Genomic DNA, 20,742 nt, shown 5'->3' with positions numbered 1-20,742 from the left:
GTTAACGCAAAACCACTATTTTTAAACGCCTTTAAACATTACTTCCTGTGAATTGCTAAATTAGAGGTTTATATGCTTACGAACAACAGAAAGTTTCTATTGCGTTTTATAACGTCAATCATGGTGATGACTATTCCTGCAGCAAATGCTGCTGTAGGACTCGATCGCACGCGTCTGATTATTAACGGCGATAAAAAATCTGAGACATTAACGATTACTAATCACAATAAAGAAGCCCCTTATCTGGCACAGTCATGGGTTGAAGATGATTCGGGCAAAAAACTTGAAAACGAGTTTATTGCGCTCCCCCCTTTGCAACGGATTGAACCCAATTCAAAAGGTCAAATCAAAGTACAGACCATGGCGGGAAGTTCACATCCTCAAGACAGAGAGTCACTTTACTATTTTAATGTCCGGGAAATCCCTCCTAAAAGCAAAAAACCGAATACGCTGCAGATTGCATTGCAAACACGTATAAAAATGTTTTACCGACCAGAGGCACTTAAGTTAGCAAGTGGAGATGTACCTCAGACAGCATTAACATTGCGTCGTGAAGGCGACCGTTACCGTATTATCAATCCAACGGGATACTATATTACGATAGTCAACATGAGTGCTAATAACGCTGCCAGTAACAATTATTTTAAATCGGTAATGATTGCACCGAAAAGTAGCGAAATAGTTGAAATGAGTGCGGCAAAATTAGGAGCCCAACCCGTATTGACTTACATAAACGACTGGGGGGGAAGACCAAAATTAATTTTTAGTTGCTCAGGTAATGCTTGTAAGGTCACCGAGCAGAAAGCAGGTTAAATATTTTGTTCAACGTTCTCCTGAGACATCTAAAAAGTAGACTAGTACCCGGGTGTTATGCTGGTTGTCTTATTCTTTCTTCATTTTTTGTAAGTGCCACATCGAAAGTAGATGATACCTGGCAGGTGGAGGGAGAGCATGGCCAAATTGTTGTGAACGGTTTACTAAGCGAAGGCGCGTGCCGTCTGGATCTTAATTCGGTTTTACAACAAATTGATTTAGGTGTATTAAATGTGGCTGAGCTTGAAGAGCCAGGAAGTGAGACGACACCAGTAACGTTTAGTATCCGGCTGACTGATTGTTATCGTTCATTTAAAGATCAATCAGAGATGCCTGGGAAAAAAAATCTGTTTTCATATATAGAACCATTAGCCACGATTACATTTTCAGGATTAGCTGATGACGACTTCACTTCGTTGCTGAAAGTACAGGGGACCAAAGGGATTGCGTTAAAAATAAGCGACAAAGATATGAATATGGTCTCATTAAATCAGCGGGTCGGTAAGTACTTTATCTCTCATAAAACAGAGCGGTTTGTTTTTTTTGTATCGGTCGTTAAAACGAAATCACAAGTTTTATTTGGTGATTTTTGGGCGGTAGCCAATTTCAAGGTCGATTATGAATAACATGTTTATTTATCGTCACTTAAAAATTATTGCAATTATCATTCTTTTTACTGCGGGTTTTTTATTATCTGTAAAGACTTCTGCAAGTGATGAATTTGTTGACATTGATAATATCAATGTTTCAGGAAAACTTGTTATATCGACCTGTGAAGTTATTGATGCTAGTGAAGATCATCTGGTTGATTTTTCAGAGGTGAACGTAAAAGACATTTATTCATACTCGCCTGATTTAGCGAAGGAATTTACTATCATTGCGAAAAATTGCCAGCCGGGGAATTAATTGACCATAGATTTCAGTGGAGTAGAAAGTGAAACACTTCCTGGTTTTCTTCATATATCCGGGCAGGCCGAAGGCATTGCAATAGGTTTAAAGTCCGGAGGTGTTAATGGTTCCCCCGTTTTAATTAACAGTCATTCGCCTGTTCGGGGCTCTGTCAATAATGATGATGTTTTTTTCGTATTGGGTGCTTATATACAAGGTGAACCTCAGGCGGTAAAAAATAAAACTGTAATGCTTGGTGATTTCACAGCAACAGCAAACTTCACTTTGAGGTATGAATGATGTTAAACACCTCTCTAAAGAAAATGAATTCGACTTTGATGATGGCTGCGTTATGTGTCTTTTTTTATGCTTTTGATGCTATTGCTGGTGAAACGTTTAAAACTAATATTTATTTTGATGGCAATATCGTTACCGATCCCGGCATGTGCTATTTTAACGTTGAAGGACTTAATCCCGGACCTGGTGATGCACTAAGCGGTCTTATCGAAAATGATAACGTCTATAATTATAATTTTGGTGAAGTGGTATTTAGATCATACAATGGCCGCTATATATTAGACAGAAAATATCGTAAAAATTTCAACGTCGAATTTACCTGCACTGGCGAACTGGCACTGGAAAGTTACATGCTGGTTCAGGTGTATCCTGTCTACGGTACCGTCAAGGGACAAAAAAACAGTGTAATGAGTCTACTGTCTCTCCCTCTATTCAAGTATGTAAAATCTTTAGGTTTACAACTTTTGTTTAATGGAAATCCTGTGACCACTCAGCGGCCTCATTGGATGCGTGTAGGAAAAAATACAGGTATGGCGTTTCAGTTAATTCAGTTGGATCCGTATGGTGCTGACTTAGAGGATAATATGTCATTATTTGCCGTCGTCAATGTGATTGTCCAACCTAATTAATGTGTTCAATAATATGAAAAAAAACAGGATATTCTTTTCAATTGCCATACTCATAGTATGCATATCCTCTCATTTTGCGTTAGCCTTTTACGACGGTAGTAATGATGGTTGTCAGAGCGAGGTAGATGATAATGGTGAAGTAACGGGATCTTGTGGTTTTTCCGCATTTGTATTAATGCAGACCAGACTCGATACTTCTCCCTGGTGCATCATTAATAACAACGAATCTATGGATGTTGTATTTGATGCGGTAGATCCCAATAAAATCTCATCCGGGAAATATAAAAAATCGTTGCAGTATGAATTTATTTGCTCGGATGCTACGCCGGGCTATAACGTTTTTTTTAAATTAGAAGGTAATAAAGCTGCCGGATTCGATGATGAAAAAACGATTGAAACCAGCATTAATGGCTTAGGAATGAAAATTCTGATGGACGGTGCACCAATGACGATTCATGAGAAAAAAAGGGTTAATTTGGCTTCACCGCCTCAACTCGAAGTAATATTAGTTAAACAGTTAACCAAAACACTGGAAGGCGATGACTTTTCCGGTTCTGCCAGCATGACGGTGGTATATGATTAAGCATTACTATTTAAAATACCTTTCAGGAATAATTTTTCTTTTACTCATTGGGCTTCCTGTTACTTCCCTGGCGAATGTTAAAGGCATTCCTTTACCCAAAAGTTGTCCTAAGGGATCAAAACATATGACGGATGGTTTGCTGGGTTTTGGCGACTGCCATCCAACTCAGGAAGGGCTTGAATCCGGATTTTTGATAGGTGAAGGATGGTCTATGCCCACAGGGACTAACCATGTCACTGAATTAGACGGCTACAAAGTTTATCCACAGTATAGTGGAAACTATAATGCAGTGTTGTTTTTTTGTCAGAGCAAAAAGGCAGTAAAATGTACAATTTCAACAGCTAATTTTCAATTGCATACACGGACAACTAACACTCTCAATACAACTAAAACGATATCCAAATCGAAGCCTAACTTTGGTGGGGCTGCCAGTGCATTACAAAATCAGCCATCAGCATCATTTTGTGTTGCGTTGCAAAATATGGATGGCACGGATAATGCTTATTATGTCGATCCCAATGAATCTTATTCATGCAGTGACGGTGTACCACTACCGGTCGAAGCAGCGACCTGTTACATTAACCGGGGCAGAGATATTCATGTTCGTTTCGGGAATGTTACAAGAACAGATCTAACTACCAGCCCAGAAGATCCTGCCGCAATTTATAAAGAGATTAATATCCCTGTTACCTGTACGCGTGACGCGGGTATCTCTTTAAAAATGGAGGTTCTGCATAATTCAATGGTAGGGAAATATCGTACTATCTATACATCCTCCAGCGGCGTCGAAATTGTTCCTTATATTGATGGACACTTTGCGCAGGAGGACGCACAGAGCATAAGTACTGTTTATCAAAATGGTATTCATGAAAAAACCGTGAGGTTTTATCTTTTCCGCAATCCAGACGTAAAGGTCAAGGATATTCGATTAGGTGCTTTTAGTGCCAGTTCTGTGGTTGTTATGTCAGAAGATTGATTTTATAAATTTATTTTTCTTATAAGAACGCATCCTGCGATAAATACTATGAAAGTTTTAACTAATAAAAAGATGATGCCTAAAATACATATGTATATATCAGGTGTTATCATGTGTTGGTTGTGTGGTGGATTCTTATATGTTTTGCCTAATAGCGGCGGTTCAGGACTTTCACTGCCGCAAAATTTATTGACATGGCTTGTTATCGCTCTTGTTTTATTGTTTTGTGCTTTTTCTAAACAATTTGAAGGGGTCAAAATATCCTCGCTTTCAGGCGGAGAGAGAGTGATTTTATTGGGCGTGATTTTATGGTGTTTCCCCCTTTTTCTTACCCGAGATCTTAATTGGTTTCAAAATGCTTTGCCACGAGTTGTTGCTCTGATTGTATTAATTTTTCTCTATTTAACCCTTAACCACACGTTATCCTACCGATTAAAATCTCGTTACTTATTTTTGCATGTCATTGTGAATGCGTGTTTACTCCAGGCTGGTTACGTCATTCTACAATTGATTTTTTCGCCGGGTGAAAGGCCTTACGGAAGTTTTCAGCAAGTTAATGTGCTTTCTTCTTTTTTGGCAACAGGTCTGGTATGTCTGTTATTCGTTTTTAACAGGAATAAAACAGAACAGAAAACGATATTACGTTATTATTATGGTTTTAGTATCGCATTACTGGCGGGCATAATCGTCGTGCTTCAATCCCGAGCCGCTTTTATTGGTGTCATTGGCGGTGCAGGTATTGTTCTGTGGAAGGGGTTCACAGAAAAACGTACCAGATCTTATACTGCTCTTATACTGTTGCTGACAGGCACTGGATGCGGGCTTTTCATCCTGTATGTTTTACCCATTTTTTTCCCTGGCCCGCTTCTGCCCGTTATCGTTAAAACCTCATCGAATAGCGCCCGTTTTTATATGATGCGGTTGACAACAGAATTAATCATGCAGTCACCTATTACAGGGCAGGGTTATGGCAGCTTTGAGGCGGTTTTTGGTCAACTGGCCTCGACTGTCTGGCCCGGTCTTGAAGCCGCTACGGTAACGCATCCTCACAACGAATTACTTTTTGCCTGGGTAGAAGGTGGAGTCATCGCTCTGTGTGGGGGAGTGCTAATCGTTGCTGGTGTCATCAGGCAACTATGGGAACGAGGGGCACTAAAGTGGTATGGTGTGGCGTTTTTATTGCCTGTAGCAGTACATATGAATCTGGAATATCCTCTTTATCAGTCGGCAGCTTATGCTCTGGTAATAGTGCTATTACTGCTCGCTGCTGGCGTGGCTGCATCACCTGTTAAAGAAGAAATAATGAAGAATGGAGTGCAAATAAAACCGACATTTTTACGGGCAAGAATTTTTTGGGGATCAGTGTCCCTTTTTATGATTTATTTTTCGTTCACCGGTTTGATAACGCAGCAAAAGTTGACACAAATTGAAAAAAATGGCCTGCAGGCATTTGTGGTAGAGCCCGAAAAAACGATGTCGGCCTTTCCAAATCGCTATAGCCAGCGAGCACGCGTTGATTTTGATTATCATGTGGCTCTGCTTTTAAGATTTAATAAAGATCGCGATCTCACACTGCTGTATGCTTTTCAAAAATGGGCAGACGATTTCTTAAAAACTCATAATGATCCAAATATTTATAACAGCATGATTAGAATAGCGCTTCTTCAGCAGCCTTCGCAGTACCGTTATCTCTGTAATGAGGCTCATGGACGCTGGCCGAAAGATAAAAGATTTATTTGTGATCATTCGGGTGGGAAATGAAAAAATCTCTTTCATAATTAATTTATCAAAAACTATGGGCCTTAAATGCTTAGTGATGTTGAGGGAATCAGATTCCAACCTCTTGTTGCTCTCAAAACTGGAGAGATTATTGCTTGTTAAGTATTGTCAAGCATCAAAAACAGTAACCCTGAAAAATGGTTCTCACAACTGTCTTCTGGTAAGGTTTTTTCTTTATTTATATGGCAGATGGAATATTTAGCAAAATTTCCTGGTGAGTACTGGCTTAATTTACCCGTGAAGATATTTTGTAATACCCATAAGATTAAGCAACTTGTAAACATAAATCATGATAATCGTATTATTTTGGAGGTTCAGGATCCCGAAAACCTGCCCCACCTTTCCTGGGATGAGCTTACCGCTTTTAAAAAAGGCGTTGATGTTCTCAGACAGGCAGGATGGCGTATCTGGTTGGATGATGTCACTTCTACGCTTATCCCTTTAATCAGCAGGATGCCTTTACAAGTAAATGGGATAAAAATTGACCGAAATGAAATTAAAGATTCAGGCAGAATCGTTGCCCTCATCTCAAAAGCTTCTGTAATTTACCCACAGATTCTGGTTGAAGGTATTGAAACGCAGCAAGAAAGACAACGTATTCTGCTTACACATGCGCAGTACGGGCAAGGTTTCCTGTGGCCGGAAAGAAAGGTATTACTCAATGCGCCCAAAAAAATGTATTAATTCAAAATCAGAAAATGTGCCGATGACTTCGTTAACTGTTTTCATTCATGTATTGCAATGTCTGGCATACTTCGGACAGGTCTTAAGCTGTCTTCAGACATGTTTAATACTCAGTAAACTTGCATGAACAGTTTTGACTGGCAGCCGGTGGACCTGGCATCTCCCCCTTTTATCCATCGACGAATCTACACGTTACCCTCTTTTGTCGTTTATCTGAAAACTCAACGTAACAGACGTGTAGCGGCGTTTAGGTAGTAATCAGTCAGTAAGTGTTAATAAAAAAAGCTTTATTAAACTGCTACAAAAACTTACGATTGATAAGAATTTTTTAGGATAAAACCCATATGAAAAAAGCAATCGCAGTCGTTTTGTTAGCATTCGTCCTCACTGGATGTGGAGAGCCTAAGATCGATGGTTCTTCCGAAGAGGCTTTTCAGACATCGCTTCAAAAAGTTCGGGAGTCACTTGCAGAGGATAAGCGCGCCGCGTTTAACGATGCTATTCAGGTTGTCGCCTTCAGCCAGGTCAGCATGAAAGAGCTGATGCAGGCGGGCAGCGGTGATGAAGGTGGACGCGCGCTGATTGATAAAAAGATCAAAGGCGCACTGGCCGGTAAGACCGGCGAAGAAGTTATTGAGTACGCAGATAAGATTAAAAAAGAGCGCGCAGCCAACTAATCTCAGCGTGTTTGTTTCTCAGCCCGGCTTATTTACGGTCTGATTAACCTGTTACTACACTATGAGGCATACTTAGTATGCCTCTTTTTTACGCCATCTTTACAGGAATCTTGATGCCGACGGTCTACAGGCGTTTTGTTGGCATTGAACTGCCAACCGCGTCGGGCAAAAAGCGGTAAGTATTCGGGTAAGGGCAATCCGCACCAATAAGATGACGGGCTGCACTAACTGGAAGCCTTGTGGCACACAAGCGTTGCATGATCCCACCACGAATTCTGATTAACTGAAAAATAACGGATGTTAAAACCGGCTGCTGTGATTTCTGCGGTCAGGTCGTCCAGCGGTTTCAGCGTGCGCCAGGGAATGCCGTCTTTCAGTAACAGGTGCTGTCCAGGGTCATAACGCAGAGATTCGCTTATTTGTTTAGGCGAACCACACATGCTGCTGATAATTAACGCGCCGTCACAGGCCAGTACACGGCACACGGCTTTAAGGCAATGTGTACGTTGTGTTCCCACCAGACAATGAAAGCAGCTGCCGTCAACGATGACATCGAACTGAGCATCGTTATAGAGAGAAAGGTCGCATACGTTGCCTTGGTTAAAATGACCGACCAGACCTGCTTCCCTGAAGCGTTCCCGGGCCCAGCAAATCGCCACGTCTGAGATATCGACCCCGTAAACGACGAATGATTGTCGGGCAAAATAATGTGATGCCATGGCACCATTGCCACATCCGAGCTCAAGAACAGTCCCTTTGTCAGGAAGCCATGCTGCTTCTTCAAGCTCATAAAGCACCTCGCTGAGCCGCTGACGGGCTCGCGAAAAGCCGCTTCCTGTCCAGGATTCATAGCCCTCATTTTTGAGGCGCCGATAGATATCGTCATAGCTTTCCACGACCGCCCATCTCCTCCTGCCGTCACTGAATCCTCTTCTGACGCATTTTATACAGGCTATGCGTGATCCGTATCTGACTTTTCGGTCCTTGTGTCGTTTCTCACATGATGAAATGCCGCCATGGCCAGGTGCGGATTAAACGGGTTTCATTTCTCAGCAGGAATAATCGAAATCTGCCCGTTACTTTCCAGAATGGCATAGCGAATTTCATCGAGTTCGCACAGCCCATGATTTTGTCGCGCGACCAGCAAAATATCATCCTCGCTGACGTTCACTTTTTTCATCTTATCGGGAAAAGGCTGGCCGTTTTCAACCAGGATGGCCGGGCTGCCATCAATCAGTTGTTCAAACCCTTTGTGTTTCCTCTTGATGTAACCAAACAGCATATCCATCACTATCAGTGTGATAATGGTGATCATTGCGCCGGTGACGGAGAAATCGCTTCCCAGCAGCGCCTGTTGGGTTGCCTCACTGATGATGAGGAGCAGGATCAGATCAAAACTGGTCATCTGAAGCAGGGCTCTTCGCCCGGCTATTTTGAACACAAGGAGGAGGATCAGGTATATCGCAGCGGCTCTGAGGACCATTTCCATAAAGGTTACCTACGGATAAATAAACTGGCTGAAATGGATTTCGGGTTCATTGTTGACCTGCAGGGTATTACTAAAAGCGCCCGGCTTCCTTGGGGTAAGGGCCAGCCAGACTGAGAAGGTCGGCTGTTTGTCGGCGTGGTTATAGACCAGGTAGACATAACCCTTTTCGCTGTACATCCGGTCAGGCTGAGGTTTAATGCTGCCAATCTGAAATTCGTCCAGAAACGTTTTTCCAAAGCTGAGAATATAGTCCGGTGCGTTGAGCTCTTTGATGGAGACTTTGATTTCGTTTTCGCTGGTCAGGCGGCCAAACCGATCGTAATCGAGACGTAAGGTGTGCGTTTTATTCTGCAAGTGCTGCTCGCTAAACAGGCCGTTAGAAAATAACCCCAGCACTGCCGCCACAACAATACTTGTCAGTAAAATAAACCCTGCACGACTAAACTGATATTCAAAATTAAGGTTTTTTATATTTTCCTTAATACGGGGTTTTCTGAGCATCATGCATCAATACCTCAGCGTTTAATGGCCGCCCGGCCTCGCGAAGGCTGCCAAAAAATCAGTCGGTTATATGACAAGAAGCGTAGCACTGGCCCTGGTGCTGTCAAACCCATCCCTTGGGCGAATAAAGGTCAAAATCCGCTGTATCCAGGCTGCGGACGGCGGCATTTCAAAGGGGAAAACGAAGCCATCCCGCTTTTATTTCGCTGACCCCTGCGCATCAATTTAACATTTTGACCACTTCCGGCGACGGACTCATTTTTCTGCTTTACCTGCCAGGAAGGACTTGCGTATTGTGAAGGCCTGTCCCTCTGTCGCCCCTTTCACTATGACTGACCCGATTGTGACGATGTATCGCTCTCCCTTTGTTCTGTTAGCCATGATTGTTGGCCTGGCGATCAGTTTTACCGCTCAGGCACAAATGGGCGATCGACGAACGGTAACACAACCGGTTTATCCGCCGGTCTGCCAGCGTATCCCGGCCATGGATCAATACACTGTCAGTCAGACTATTCAACAGGCGCTGGATAGCTGCCCGCCCGGCAAAATGGTGCTGTTAGTACCCTCAACCCGTGCGAAGGTATTTTATAGCGGGCCACTGTCTTTACCTTCGGGTGTCAGTCTGGGCATTGATAAGGGAGCGGTGTTGCGCGCGCTTCCGGATCCACGATTGTATGATAACGGGCGCGGAAGCTGTGGCACGCTGGATTCGCAGGGCAACGGTTGCAGGGCGTTTATTACTCTCAGTCATGTCCGCGGTAGCGGAATATACGGGCAGGGCATGATCGACGGGCAGGGTGGAGCCTCTGTCACCGGTAAGACGCAAACCTGGTGGCAACTGGCGGCCAGCGCCAAAAGTGATGACGCAAAGCAAAATGCGCCGCGGCTGATCCAGGTTGATCACGCCCGGGATATCACGCTGTATCAGATCACCCTGAAGAATGCGCCAAACTTTCACGTGGCTGTCAGTGACAGTGAGGGCATTACGCTATGGGGCATCACCATCGACACGCCCGCGACCGCACGAAACACCGACGGTGTGGATCCCATGGGGTCCAGCGATGTTACGTTAATCAACAGTCGGATCAGTACCGGTGATGACAATGTGGCGATTAAAGCCGGAAACGCACCGGCCTCGCATATTTCCATCGTGAATAACCAGTTTGGCTCTGGTCATGGTATGTCGATTGGCAGTGAAATAAACCGAGGCGTCAGCGATGTGCTGGTGAACGGGCTGACGTTAACCGGCACGACCAATGGCCTGCGCATCAAAAGCGACCGCTCGCGCGGTGGGCAGGTGCGGGCGGTTCGCTACCAAAACATTTGTATGCAGGATGTGGACAATCCCGTGGTCATTGATACGCATTATGATCCGCACGCCAGCGGCACGATGATCCCCGATTACCGGGATATCACCTTCGACAACGTCAGGACAGGCAACGGAAAAATTACGCTGGACGGGTACAGCGAGACGTTTCCGCTTGAGATGACGATAAAAAATGTCTCTATCGCTGAGCAGGCCACGGTAGTACAACGCTTTGCCATTATTCATGGTCAATTTACGCGGGCGCCTCAGACTGCGTGCCGTTAAACAGGTCGAGGGTTGCGCTATTCCCTGAGCGCTTTTTTCTCTGCCGCAGTGCCAGCATCGCTGCTATCCGGCTCACCGTACAACTGGTTTGCCGTATCATTCGGCCAGGACTCAATGGCACCGCAGGAATAGGTGTAACTGCCTAACGCCAGTGTATAGCGCAGCACGTTCTTATCGTCTTTTGCTGCGCCCCAGATCACCTCCAGCACAGCGTTATGCGTTTCGATAAAGTGCTTCGACAACTGATCGAACTTCACGGGCACGAAGCGGGAATAGCTATTGTCTGCAGTAAACGGGCTGCTGGACATGAACAGATCGGCTTCGCCACTTTCCCGGTTTTTCAGGCCCATAAGCATGATGTTATCGGTCGTTTTCAGCAGTTGCAGTGTGATGTCCTGTCCACAGCGCTGGTGCGCGCTGGCCTGCAAATTTCCCAGCAGCGGTGCGCGTAACGGCTGAGCGAGCACATTGCCAGCCAGCCATCCTGTCGCTGTTAACGTCAGTAATGCTTTAGAAATCGGTTTCATACTCTTAATAAATGAGTCGGTGGACAAAGCGCAAAGCATGAAGCGTTGCGCAGCGTGGTACCTTGATCTGCCACAGAGTAGGGTGCAACGGGCTGAAAAGTGAGGCGCTTACTGTTTTAGCGAGGGGTTTTATCGCGGCGTTCGGATCTGACGAGATAACATATGCTCTCCTGACGATGTGCCCTGATGCTGTTGCTATGAACAGCGTGAAGCGGGGCAGCAGAGGCCAACACAACAGACGCGAACACAGCCTGATAAGGTGCGGCATTGTTGCCGAAACAGTCTCTCTATGGCGGTAAGTAGCAGAACAGGGGGAGACCGGCCACGCCAGCCGAAAAGGCCATCCGGCTTCGCGCCGAATGACACAGTAATAGCTTCTACCCTCGCGTGAAACAGAGTCAGGCAGACGGAGGTCTACGTCGCTGAATTAGCGCTTGTTTCCTTAACGAACTCAGCGAATGATAGAGCCAATCGCATCGTATCTGAGTGAACATTATGTTGATCAGCACGGAAACCGAACGGACGCATATCGCGGACAGCCGTCTTGCCTGCACGCTTGCCGCTGTCGCCGGCGCGTTAAACACGGCTGCCTTTGAGATAGTCGGTTTCTTCTCGGCCAATATGACAGGCAACGTATCCTCACTGTCGGATTATCTGGCCAAAGCCAATGTGCATCAGGGCATCTTTTTCCTGCTGATTGTCTTCATGTTTATTTTTGGCGCGATGGTATCGACGCTGATTATTAATGCCGGACGCCGACGGCAGATTCGCACAATCTACGCTGTGAATATTCTGCTGGAAGGTGCGGCGTTGGTGGCGCTGGGCATAACCGAAGCCCATTACACGCTGGCGTCGTCCGGCGCGCTGTTGATTCTGAGCCTGAGTTTTTTGATGGGCCTGCAAAATGCGGTGGTGACCCGCATCTCCAATGCGCGCGTCAGAACGACACATGTCTCCGGGACCTCCACCGACATTGGAATCGAGCTGGCGATGCTGTTTGATGTGCTTCGACGTAAGGCGTCGCCAAAAGACGCGCCGCTGTATGTTGAGCGCCTGCGGCTGCATACCTACACGATCCTCTCTTTCCTGGCGGGCGGGATCGCCGGCATCGGGCTCTGGCATTTACTCAATTACTACTTCCTGGTGCTGATTGGGCTGGGGCTGGTCATCCTGGCGCTGAGCGCTATGCGCAAGCGCCCCGCACTACCTGTAAGCTCTTAAGGCTTTTCCCTGCCGGAGGGAGCGGGAGCCAGCACCCTCAACGCATCATTAAGCAGGCGGAAATGGGCTGGCGTTTGCCCGATGATCTCACCATCTGCATTAATAAAGTGTGGCCGACGCGTTTGCAGTGTCAGGGCGGTCGTGCTGAACGTGCGGACATTGCGCCAGCGGCCATGAGTGCCGCGTCGCAGCGAAGGAAACAGCAACAGCAGTTGCCAGCTGCGTTTGATTTCGAGGCTGTAGACGTCCAGCAAGCCATCGTCAGGCGCGGCGCTTTGCTGTACGGTCATTCCGCCACCATAAAAGCGCCCATTGCCAACCGACACCTGCACGGTTTTAATGGCGGTTGCCTTGCCGCCATGAATCAGCGTGGCGCGGAAAGGCCGACTTTGCCGCAGAATGCGCAACGCGGCAAAGGCATAACCCAGCACGCCCCAGCGCTTTTTCGCCTGTGCCGTAAGATTACGAGCCAGCTCAGCCGAGAAACCAATACTGGAGACGTTGAGAAACAGGTGACCATTGACCTCACCGAGATCCACAGAGCGCGTATGGCCCTGGCAAATGACACTGACCGCCTGTTCCAGTTGAGTGGGAATCCCCAGCGTTCGCGCAAAATCATTGGCGGTGCCCAGCGGAAGAATCCCCAGCGGCAGCCCGGTGCGCATCAGTCCCGGCGCTGCCGCATTGAGCGTGCCGTCGCCGCCGCCCACAATCACCCAATCGATTTGGCCGGCGTAAGCAGAAATAAGATCGGGGTAACTACGTCGATCGCCCGGGGCGGGCAGGATCAGATCAATGCCCGCCTGCTGCAGCAGTTGTGTGGCGCGGGCGGCATCAATGCGGCCCTTGCGTGAACGTTGATTGATCAATAACAGCGCAGTCTTTACCCTGTGCGGCATGCTTAATCCGTGTAAGAGATGACGTGTTAACGAGACGATTAGCAGAAAGTACACATGCGGGATTCTCTGTTACAACCTTGCTTGCGCTATTTTACGTAACGGCAAAAAAGCACGCGAGTGACTACACTGCCAGTAAACCCAATGACAGACGAGGATGCCGATGACAGAACATCAATTCAGAACGCTGCTGGCTGAGAAAGGCTTTGCAGAACCGGTCATTGTCGAACGTGAAGCCCACAGTGAACTGGACCAGCACGATCATCCTTTTGAGGCGATGGCGCTGATTCTTGAAGGGGATATCACCCTGTTTACCGAAGACGGTGTCCGTACCTACCAGGTAGGCGACATTTTTCATTTGCAGGCCGGGCAACCGCACCGCGAGACGTTTGGCGCGCAGGGCGTACGTTATCTGGCAGGAAGAAAGTTGTCGTGATCGTTGAGACAGAGAAGAACAATGTTTGAGGACCTGTTTGCGCGTCTGTCGCGCTTGCCTTTTCGCCAGCGTTTTCGTCTGGGTCGTAAAGAATACGATTACTGTCTTGCGAAAGGGCAGGCCGGGGTGCAACAGCACGCCGCCGGGTTTATCCACCAGCGTCTGTCCGCCGCCCATCCGGTGAATGACGGCAAGCAAACGCCGATGCGCGGTCATCCGGTCTTTATTGCTCAGCATGCGACGGCGACCTGCTGTCGCGGATGCCTGGCAAAGTGGCACGGTATTGCGCAACATCAGACGCTGACTGATAACCAGCAGGCTTATGTGGTAGCAGTGATCATGGACTGGATTCACCAGGCTATGCAGCAACCCCCTCCTCCACGTCGCGTTCGCAAGCCTGCGGCACCGGACCCGTCGCCTCAGCAACTCGATTTGTTATAGGCAACGATTATACCTCTGGTGTCCTTTTAACCAGTCAGGTTCGCTATATTTCATTTCAGGTCTATTCTTAAATCGTTCTTTGGTCTCCTGTGCCAGGATAATTACGCAAGACGACAAATTTCACACAAGAGGGAATTACGATGAAGAAAGCAATTATTGCACTGTCTGCTGTTTTACTGGCCTCGCCAGTTTTCGCTGCTACCACAACGGATGAAACTGTCGCTGAAGCGCATAAAGGCGCAGATACCGCTAAAGAAAAATTGCATCAGACGCAGCACAAAGGCCAGGAGCTGAAGCTGAAGTCTGAGCATGCAGCGGAAGGTAAGAGCAACGCCACCTCAAGCAAAATCTCTGAAGGTGCGCAGAAAGGCTGGCACAAAACCAAAGAAGGCACCGAGAAAGGCTGGGATAAAACCAAGCAGGGTGCCGAAGACCTGAAAAACAAAGCGACCAACTAAGCCGCTTTTGTGTAGAAAAAACCCACCGCTGGTGGGTTTTTTTATTCCCTATTTCTGTTCGGGGTCGGCCGGAACGGTCTTAGCCTGTAAGGCTTCGGCCTTTGCCGCCTCTGCTTCTGCGGCATCCTGCTGCGCCGTATCAGACTGTTTTTTCCCCTCTTCGATAAACTCTTCATCGATTTCCTCGATGTTTTCGCGGTTATCGCGTCCGGACAGTAAATTCCAGCAGGCAATGAACAGGGCAGCAATCACCGGGCCGATGACGAAACCGTTGATGCCGTAGATTTCCATTCCGCCCAGGGTGGCGATCAGGATCAGGTAATCAGGCATTTTGGTGTCTTTGCCGACCAGCAGTGGGCGCAGGATGTTATCCACCAGCCCGACGATGACCACAAAGAAGCCCACAAGAAACAGCCCTTTCCACAACGCCCCGGTTGCGAAGAAGAAAATCGCAGCGGGCACCCAGATAATAGCGGAGCCGACGGCAGGAATAAGCGACAGGAAACCCATCAAGGCCCCCCAGAGCAGGCTGCCATCAATATCGGTAATCCAGAAGGCGAGCCCACCTAAAATCCCCTGTACCACACCGACCACGACCGTGCCTTTTACCGTCGCGCGCGACACGGCGGCAAACTTCTTAAACAGATGGTGTTTTACATAGGTAGACAGCGGCAGCGCTTCCAGAATCAGATGGACCAGGTACGATCCATCTTTCAACAGGAAGAACAGCAGATAGAGCATGATGCCGAAGCCGACGGTGAAGCTGAATGTCCCCTTACCGATGATAAAGGCGCTACCGGCCAGGTACTGGCCGCCTTTGAGGGCAAAGGCCGATAGCTTTTGCTGAATCTGCGTAGCATTGTCCAGGTTGTTTTCTGCAAGGTAATGTTTGGCCCAGCCTGGCAGATGTTGCAGCAGATCGGCGAAAACGACCGGGAACTGGGCCGAGTTGGTTTGCAGCTTGTGGTAAACCGTATTTACTTCGACCACCAGCGATGACGCAATAATCGCTAAAGGCGTAAAGACGATCAGACAGATGCACAACAGCGTCAGCAGGGCGGCAAGCCCGTTACGATCGCCCAGCTTGCCTCGCAAATACGTTTTCAGCGGATGGAAGATCACGGCCAGCACGGCAGCCCAGAGAATCGGCGAGAAGTAGGGCGCTAATACCTCGAAAAAAGCCACCGTCGCGATGGCCAGTATCAGCAGGAAAAACCCGATAGTAAGTCCTTTAAAGCGCATAGGATAACCTCATGTAAACATCCCTTGATAAGCACGTATGCCGATGCGGGCATTGGCCACCCGAAAGTGTATGAATGTGGCATCGGGAATCAACGATCAATTCTGTTTTTATTTTCTCCTCACGCTGCGTTCGCCAGCGCATTCTTCAGTCGCAGACAACCGACGAGAGACAGGCCATGTCGCGCCCCCGGCCGCGGCCGCGAACGATGCCTACCTTAGCGTAGCGGGTTCGGGCGGTTTTGCTGGCGCAGCGCGACAGATTTCTGAGATAAGCCTGCCACTGACGGCTGACGCGCGGCCCAGGCTTGCGAAATAAAACTGTCATACAGCAATGCTAGCGTGACAACCGGCAAGGTCAGAGAAAAAAGGAATAATAATGAAAATGCACATTACCCTGATTGCGGCGGCGCTGTTCGTGACGCAACAGGCGCAGGCAATCCCGTTGTCTGAAGCCAGTGCGCTGGCGAACAAAACGTCTCAGGGCTCATCCAGTCCGGTATTCAATGCGCTTGAACTGCAGGCGCTGGCGGCAGAGCGCACGGCCATCCAGAACGGTGCACCTACGCTCAGCCGTGACCAGCTAAAACAGGCGAAACAAAGTGACAAACTCGCCGACTATCGCTGGCTGAAAGCCAGTGGCTACAATTTCCAGACCCAACCCCTGCATCAGGCGGGCATTGCGCTGTTATCGGGATTCAGTACGCTGCCGGATAACGTGATGAACGCTAACCGGGCCACAGTGACATCAATTAATCTTAATGCCACGCAGGGCGAACGCCGTCAGGCGCTGGCGGACGCCGAAGGGATTAGCTATCTGTATTTCCTTGCCGATGCCCTGGGACCGCGCTTAGGTAAAGCTTTTCTTGCGGCCTATGAAAAAGGCGAGCTGAGTAAAGCTGCCGCGCTGATAAAAGCCAGTGAAGTCAGCACCAGCGCGGCAAAAAAACACTTCGACTATCCACGTCCTTTCCTGCACAAAGGCAATACGATTCATCTGGTGCCGGATGACACGGTGATCAAAGATAACCAGCCTTATACGGCCGATGGGGGGTCTTTTCCCAGCGGACATACCAATACCGGCTACACCGATGCGTTATTGCTGGCTGAGATGATCCCGGAACGTTTTGATGCGTTGCTGCAACGGGGCGCGCGTTACGGGTATTCGCGTCTGGTTCTGGGCGTACATTATCCGCTGGACGTGATGGGATCGCGCATGGTGGCCCAATATAACGTCGCACATTATCTGAATGATGCTGCTTACCGGACATTATTCGCAGAGGCTCGCCAGCAACTACGCAGTGCGCTGGAAAAAGAGTGTGGTACCACATTAGCGGTGTGCGCAAAACCCGCAGGACAGGATGATCCCTATGGCACTGGCAGCATGAAGCCGTTTTACCGTTTCACCATGAGCTATAACCTGCCGAAGGTGGCAGGCAATAAGGCCAGGTTAACGGTTCCCGACGGCGCAGAGGTGTTGCTGGAAACTGCCTTGCCTCAACTGTCGGCGAAGCAGCGCCGTGCGCTGATGGTGAAAAGCGCGTTACCCGCCGGTTACCCACTGGGTGGGCCGGGCGCGGATCAGGCATTCTGGCAGCGGCTGGATTTAGATGCGGCCTACGCTCAGGCGAAGCACCGTTAACCTGTAACGGGCGGGACACCCCGCCCGTGTTTGCTACAGCGTCGCCTGGGTTGGCGTCATGCCCGGCACCAGAATCACTTTTCGGCACGCTTCTTCCCGTTTTTCAAAGATGGCATAGCCCCGTGCCGCATCCTCCAGCGGCATATGGTGTGTCACAATCTCTTCCGGGGTTAAATGCCCTTTTTCGATGAGGCTGAGCAGGTCGGGCAGATAAGCATGAACATGCGTCTGGCCCATTTTGAAGGTCAGGCCCTTGTCAAACGCATCGCCGAACAGGAAGCCGTGAATAAAGCCGGCGTACACACCGGGCACGCTGACAATCCCGCCCCGGCGAACGGCCGCAATACACTGACGTAACGCTTTCCCGCTGCTGCCTTCCAGTTTCAGGTTAGTTAATACCGTTTCTGTCAGGCTGCCCTTGGCTTCAAAACCAACGGCGTCAATGACCGCATCCACGCCGCGATGGCCCGCACTGTGCTCAATGATCCAGGCGGCGGGATCGTCAGTTTTATCGAAATTAATCGGAATCACACCATAACGTTCCCTGGCAAAGTCCAGCCGGTAGTCATTATGATCGATCATATAGATCTGTTCTGCGCCCTCCAGGCGGGCGCAGGCGGCGCTGAGTAAGCCGACGGGGCCAGCACCAAAGATCGCGACGCTTGAACCCGGCTTGATTTCAGCGTTTTTGACCGCCTGCCAGGCGGTCGGCAGGATATCAGACAGAAACAGCACTTTCTCGTCCGGGAGCGTTGCAGGCACTTTAAACGGACCGGTATTCGCTTTGGGAACTCGGACATATTCCGCCTGACCGCCGGGGATACCGCCGTACAGTTTGCTGTAGCCAAACAGGGCCGCAGGTGGCGTAATTTTTTTGCGGTTTAAGATCGCGCCTCTTCCGCTGTTGGTGTTTTCGCACGCGGCGTACTGATGCAGATGACAAAAAAAGCAGTCGCCGCAGGCAATCACAAACGGAATCACCACCCGATCACCTTTTGCCACGGCGGTCACTGCGCGACCTGCTTCCACCACTTCGCCCATGAACTCGTGGCCAAAAATGTCGCCATGATCCGTACCCGGGATTTTTCCCCGGTACAGGTGCAGATCTGAGCCACAAATAGCCGTGGCGGTAACGCGAAGAATAATATCATCGGCCGCTTCCAGACCGGGATCGGCAACATTATCAACGCTGACTTTATGCGGACCATGCCAGGTTAAGGCTTTCATGTAGTTGACTCCTGTAAACCGGTGAAGGACAGCAACGGCGCGGTCGGCGATACCAGCCCGACAACAGTCGTCGCCAAAATTTGTAAGGGTGCTTGAAGTGTAGTGAGGGAAAAACGGGTAAGCAGAGCGGTGGGGTGAACCAGGAAACAACCACGGCCTGTAAAGCCTTTTCTGTAGGGGATGATGCGCATAACCCGCCCGGAATCTGCACGATATGACGCATTACTTGAACTCAGGTCGTCAGATAGTGTAAAAAAACGCACGCGCAATCGATTACGCAGCGGCAGCCTGAGGCATTCCTGTCGCCCGCGTTTACCTGTTCCCTCTGAGAACGGCCACACTTTTACCCGCAACTGGCCGCCTTTGCGGCTGATGCATACTCTGGAAAAGCTAATGAAAACCTCGCACACCCGCCCCCTGGAATCTGCCCGCATTACAGAAGAAACGGGCTGGCGTAAAACGGATACCGTCTGGATGCTGGGGCTTTACGGCACCGCAATCGGCGCAGGCGTCCTGTTTCTGCCCATCAATGCGGGGATGGGCGGTCTGTTGCCGCTGATAATTATGGCGCTGCTGGCTTTTCCGCTGACATTTTTTGCCCATCGCGCCTTAACGCGTTTCGTGCTGTCAGGCAGTCATCCGGCGGGCGACATCACGGATGTGGTGGAGGAGCATTTTGGGGCTGGCGCAGGCAGGTTGATCACGCTGCTCTATTTCTTTGCTATCTACCCCATTTTGCTGATGTACAGCGTGGCGATGACGAATACGGTCGAAAGCCTGATGGTCAATCAACTTGGGTTGACTGCGCCCCCGCGCGCCTTACTGGCGCTGCTGTTAATTGTGGGCATGATGACGGTGGTGCGCTTCGGCCAGACCATGATTGTCAAGGCGATGAGCGTGCTGGTTTATCCCTTCGTCGCGGTGCTGATGTTGATGGCCGTCTGCCTGATTCCTCACTGGCACGGCGCCGCACTACAAACGTTGCACAGCGGCGGCGGCAACCTGTGGAGCACGTTGTGGCTGGCCCTGCCGGTGATGGTCTTTTCTTTTAATCACTCGCCGATTATCTCATCATTTGCGGTGGCCAAACGTCAGGAATACGGCGCGCAGGCTGAGCAAAAATGCTCACGGATTCTGGCCTGCGCGCACCTGTTAATGGTGCTGACCGTCATGTTCTTTGTGTTCAGCTGTGTGCTGAGCCTGTCCCCTGATGACCTGCGGTCAGCGAAAGCTCAGAACATTACGATATTGTCCTATCTGGCGAACCATTTTAATGCGCCGCTGATCGCCTGGACGGGGCCGGTAATCGCCATGGTCGCAATCGCTAAATCCTTTCTCGGGCACTACTTAGGGGCACGCGAAGGGTTTAACGGCATCGTTAACAAAGCGCTGCGTAGCCGGGGCAAGACGATTGCGCCTCAGCGGCTGAATCGCCTGACGGCAGGCTTTATGCTGCTGACGACCTGGTTGGTGGCGACGCTCGATCCTAATATTCTGAGCATGATTGAAACCCTGGGCGGCCCGGTGATTGCGGTCATTCTGTTTTTAATGCCGATGTACGCTATTCATCGTGTTCCTGCCATGCGCCAATACAGCGGCAAGCTCAGTAATGTCTTTGTGGTGGCCAGTGGGCTGATTGCCATTTCCGCTATTTTCTATTCGCTTTTGCAGGCGTGACTGACGGGCGGCTGGCAACGCCGCCCTGTGTTTCTGCCGGACAGCGATCCTCCGTTCACGGCTTCAGACGT

General features: G+C 49.1%; 24 protein-coding genes. 17 read left to right on the top strand and 7 right to left on the bottom strand.

The window, feature by feature from the left end; translation table 11 throughout:
- Nucleotides 1-72: 72 nt before the first annotated feature.
- The 10 genes from GC087_RS16850 (at nucleotide 73) to GC087_RS16805 (ending at nucleotide 7,326) form a co-directional block, all read left to right on the top strand.
- Nucleotides 73-813 carry a fimbria/pilus periplasmic chaperone gene (locus GC087_RS16850; RefSeq protein ID WP_324028758.1) on the top strand — a complete coding sequence of 247 codons (741 nt, stop codon included), beginning with the start codon at nucleotides 73-75 and terminating at the stop codon, nucleotides 811-813.
- Between the two features lie 5 nt (nucleotides 814-818).
- Nucleotides 819-1,439 carry a fimbrial protein gene (locus GC087_RS16845; RefSeq protein ID WP_324028756.1) on the top strand — a complete coding sequence of 207 codons (621 nt, stop codon included), beginning with the start codon at nucleotides 819-821 and terminating at the stop codon, nucleotides 1,437-1,439.
- Nucleotides 1,432-1,719, top strand: a complete 288-nt coding sequence (locus GC087_RS16840) for a fimbrial protein (protein ID WP_324028754.1) — start codon at nucleotides 1,432-1,434, stop codon at nucleotides 1,717-1,719. The genes GC087_RS16845 and GC087_RS16840 overlap by 8 nt, the downstream gene beginning before the upstream one ends.
- Nucleotides 1,720-2,001, top strand: a complete 282-nt coding sequence (locus tag GC087_RS16835) for a fimbrial protein (protein ID WP_324028752.1) — start codon at nucleotides 1,720-1,722, stop codon at nucleotides 1,999-2,001. It abuts the gene before it with no gap.
- Nucleotides 1,998-2,627 carry a hypothetical protein gene (locus tag GC087_RS16830; protein WP_226375890.1) on the top strand — a complete coding sequence of 210 codons (630 nt, stop codon included), beginning with the start codon at nucleotides 1,998-2,000 and terminating at the stop codon, nucleotides 2,625-2,627. The genes GC087_RS16835 and GC087_RS16830 overlap by 4 nt, the downstream gene beginning before the upstream one ends.
- Nucleotides 2,628-2,640: 13 nt before the next feature.
- A complete protein-coding gene (locus tag GC087_RS16825) occupies nucleotides 2,641-3,210 on the top strand; it encodes a fimbrial protein (protein WP_324028750.1) in 570 nt (189 codons plus the stop codon).
- Nucleotides 3,203-4,186: a hypothetical protein gene (locus GC087_RS16820; protein ID WP_033737423.1), complete on the top strand. Its 984-nt coding sequence runs from the start codon at nucleotides 3,203-3,205 to the stop codon at nucleotides 4,184-4,186. Before GC087_RS16825 ends, GC087_RS16820 begins: the two co-directional genes overlap by 8 nt.
- Nucleotides 4,187-4,234: 48 nt before the next feature.
- Nucleotides 4,235-5,947: a PglL family O-oligosaccharyltransferase gene (locus tag GC087_RS16815; protein WP_324028747.1), complete on the top strand. Its 1,713-nt coding sequence runs from the start codon at nucleotides 4,235-4,237 to the stop codon at nucleotides 5,945-5,947.
- A 123-nt stretch (nucleotides 5,948-6,070) separates the two neighbouring features.
- Nucleotides 6,071-6,649: an EAL domain-containing protein gene (locus tag GC087_RS16810; protein WP_324028745.1), complete on the top strand. Its 579-nt coding sequence runs from the start codon at nucleotides 6,071-6,073 to the stop codon at nucleotides 6,647-6,649.
- A gap of 344 nt (nucleotides 6,650-6,993) precedes the next feature.
- On the top strand, nucleotides 6,994-7,326 hold the full coding sequence (locus tag GC087_RS16805; RefSeq protein WP_033737428.1) for a DUF6694 family lipoprotein: 333 nt from the start codon (nucleotides 6,994-6,996) through the stop codon (nucleotides 7,324-7,326).
- Between the two features lie 224 nt (nucleotides 7,327-7,550).
- On the opposite strand, the gene GC087_RS16800 is transcribed toward GC087_RS16805, so the two are convergent.
- The 3 genes from GC087_RS16800 to GC087_RS16790 all read right to left on the bottom strand — a co-directional run bounded on the left by GC087_RS16800 (nucleotide 7,551) and on the right by GC087_RS16790 (nucleotide 9,319).
- Nucleotides 7,551-8,222 carry a class I SAM-dependent methyltransferase gene (locus GC087_RS16800; protein WP_324028743.1) on the bottom strand — a complete coding sequence of 224 codons (672 nt, stop codon included), beginning with the start codon at nucleotides 8,220-8,222 and terminating at the stop codon, nucleotides 7,551-7,553.
- A 146-nt stretch (nucleotides 8,223-8,368) separates the two neighbouring features.
- Nucleotides 8,369-8,815: a DUF421 domain-containing protein gene (locus GC087_RS16795; RefSeq protein ID WP_033737433.1), complete on the bottom strand. Its 447-nt coding sequence runs from the start codon at nucleotides 8,813-8,815 to the stop codon at nucleotides 8,369-8,371.
- 9 nt (nucleotides 8,816-8,824) lie between these two features.
- Complete coding sequence (locus GC087_RS16790; RefSeq protein WP_054688007.1) at nucleotides 8,825-9,319, bottom strand: hypothetical protein; 495 nt, start codon at nucleotides 9,317-9,319, stop codon at nucleotides 8,825-8,827.
- A gap of 292 nt (nucleotides 9,320-9,611) precedes the next feature.
- On the opposite strand from GC087_RS16790, the gene GC087_RS16785 reads away from it, so the two are divergent.
- On the top strand, nucleotides 9,612-10,907 hold the full coding sequence (locus GC087_RS16785) for a glycoside hydrolase family 28 protein (protein WP_416383439.1): 1,296 nt from the start codon (nucleotides 9,612-9,614) through the stop codon (nucleotides 10,905-10,907).
- A 17-nt stretch (nucleotides 10,908-10,924) separates the two neighbouring features.
- On the opposite strand, the gene GC087_RS16780 is transcribed toward GC087_RS16785, so the two are convergent.
- Entirely contained in the window at nucleotides 10,925-11,434 is a 510-nt protein-coding gene (locus GC087_RS16780) for a hypothetical protein (protein ID WP_324028741.1), read from the bottom strand.
- 495 nt (nucleotides 11,435-11,929) lie between these two features.
- Between GC087_RS16780 and GC087_RS16775 the strand changes: the two genes are divergently transcribed.
- Nucleotides 11,930-12,655 carry a YoaK family protein gene (locus tag GC087_RS16775; protein ID WP_058701116.1) on the top strand — a complete coding sequence of 242 codons (726 nt, stop codon included), beginning with the start codon at nucleotides 11,930-11,932 and terminating at the stop codon, nucleotides 12,653-12,655.
- On the opposite strand, the gene GC087_RS16770 is transcribed toward GC087_RS16775, so the two are convergent.
- A complete protein-coding gene (locus GC087_RS16770) occupies nucleotides 12,652-13,554 on the bottom strand; it encodes a lipid kinase (RefSeq protein ID WP_110267786.1) in 903 nt (300 codons plus the stop codon). The genes GC087_RS16775 and GC087_RS16770 overlap by 4 nt on opposite strands.
- Nucleotides 13,555-13,714: 160 nt before the next feature.
- Here GC087_RS16770 and GC087_RS16765 point away from each other — a divergent pair, with 160 nt between their 5' ends.
- The 3 genes from GC087_RS16765 to GC087_RS16755 all read left to right on the top strand — a co-directional run bounded on the left by GC087_RS16765 (nucleotide 13,715) and on the right by GC087_RS16755 (nucleotide 14,886).
- Nucleotides 13,715-13,987: a cupin domain-containing protein gene (locus GC087_RS16765; RefSeq protein ID WP_033737438.1), complete on the top strand. Its 273-nt coding sequence runs from the start codon at nucleotides 13,715-13,717 to the stop codon at nucleotides 13,985-13,987.
- A 21-nt stretch (nucleotides 13,988-14,008) separates the two neighbouring features.
- On the top strand, nucleotides 14,009-14,428 hold the full coding sequence (locus tag GC087_RS16760) for a DUF4186 domain-containing protein (RefSeq protein ID WP_324028739.1): 420 nt from the start codon (nucleotides 14,009-14,011) through the stop codon (nucleotides 14,426-14,428).
- Between the two features lie 140 nt (nucleotides 14,429-14,568).
- Entirely contained in the window at nucleotides 14,569-14,886 is a 318-nt protein-coding gene (locus tag GC087_RS16755) for a KPN_00521 family repetitive protein (protein WP_033737439.1), read from the top strand.
- Nucleotides 14,887-14,934: 48 nt separating this feature from the next.
- On the opposite strand, the gene GC087_RS16750 is transcribed toward GC087_RS16755, so the two are convergent.
- Nucleotides 14,935-16,128, bottom strand: a complete 1,194-nt coding sequence (locus GC087_RS16750) for an AI-2E family transporter (protein ID WP_033737441.1) — start codon at nucleotides 16,126-16,128, stop codon at nucleotides 14,935-14,937.
- A gap of 376 nt (nucleotides 16,129-16,504) precedes the next feature.
- Here GC087_RS16750 and GC087_RS16745 point away from each other — a divergent pair, with 376 nt between their 5' ends.
- Nucleotides 16,505-17,767, top strand: a complete 1,263-nt coding sequence (locus tag GC087_RS16745) for an acid phosphatase (protein ID WP_324028737.1) — start codon at nucleotides 16,505-16,507, stop codon at nucleotides 17,765-17,767.
- A gap of 33 nt (nucleotides 17,768-17,800) precedes the next feature.
- Here GC087_RS16745 and GC087_RS16740 read toward each other — a convergent pair whose 3' ends face one another.
- Complete coding sequence (locus GC087_RS16740; protein WP_054634334.1) at nucleotides 17,801-18,994, bottom strand: zinc-dependent alcohol dehydrogenase; 1,194 nt, start codon at nucleotides 18,992-18,994, stop codon at nucleotides 17,801-17,803.
- Between the two features lie 393 nt (nucleotides 18,995-19,387).
- On the opposite strand from GC087_RS16740, the gene GC087_RS16735 reads away from it, so the two are divergent.
- A complete protein-coding gene (locus tag GC087_RS16735) occupies nucleotides 19,388-20,671 on the top strand; it encodes an HAAAP family serine/threonine permease (protein ID WP_054634333.1) in 1,284 nt (427 codons plus the stop codon).
- Nucleotides 20,672-20,742: the final 71 nt, after the last annotated feature.

The sequence above is a fragment of the Pantoea sp. JZ2 genome (genome assembly GCF_035191405.1).
Classification (GTDB): Bacteria; Pseudomonadota; Gammaproteobacteria; order Enterobacterales; family Enterobacteriaceae; genus Pantoea; species Pantoea stewartii.
Note: the sequence above shows the minus strand (reverse complement) of the source record. Positions and strands in the feature narration are given on the sequence as shown.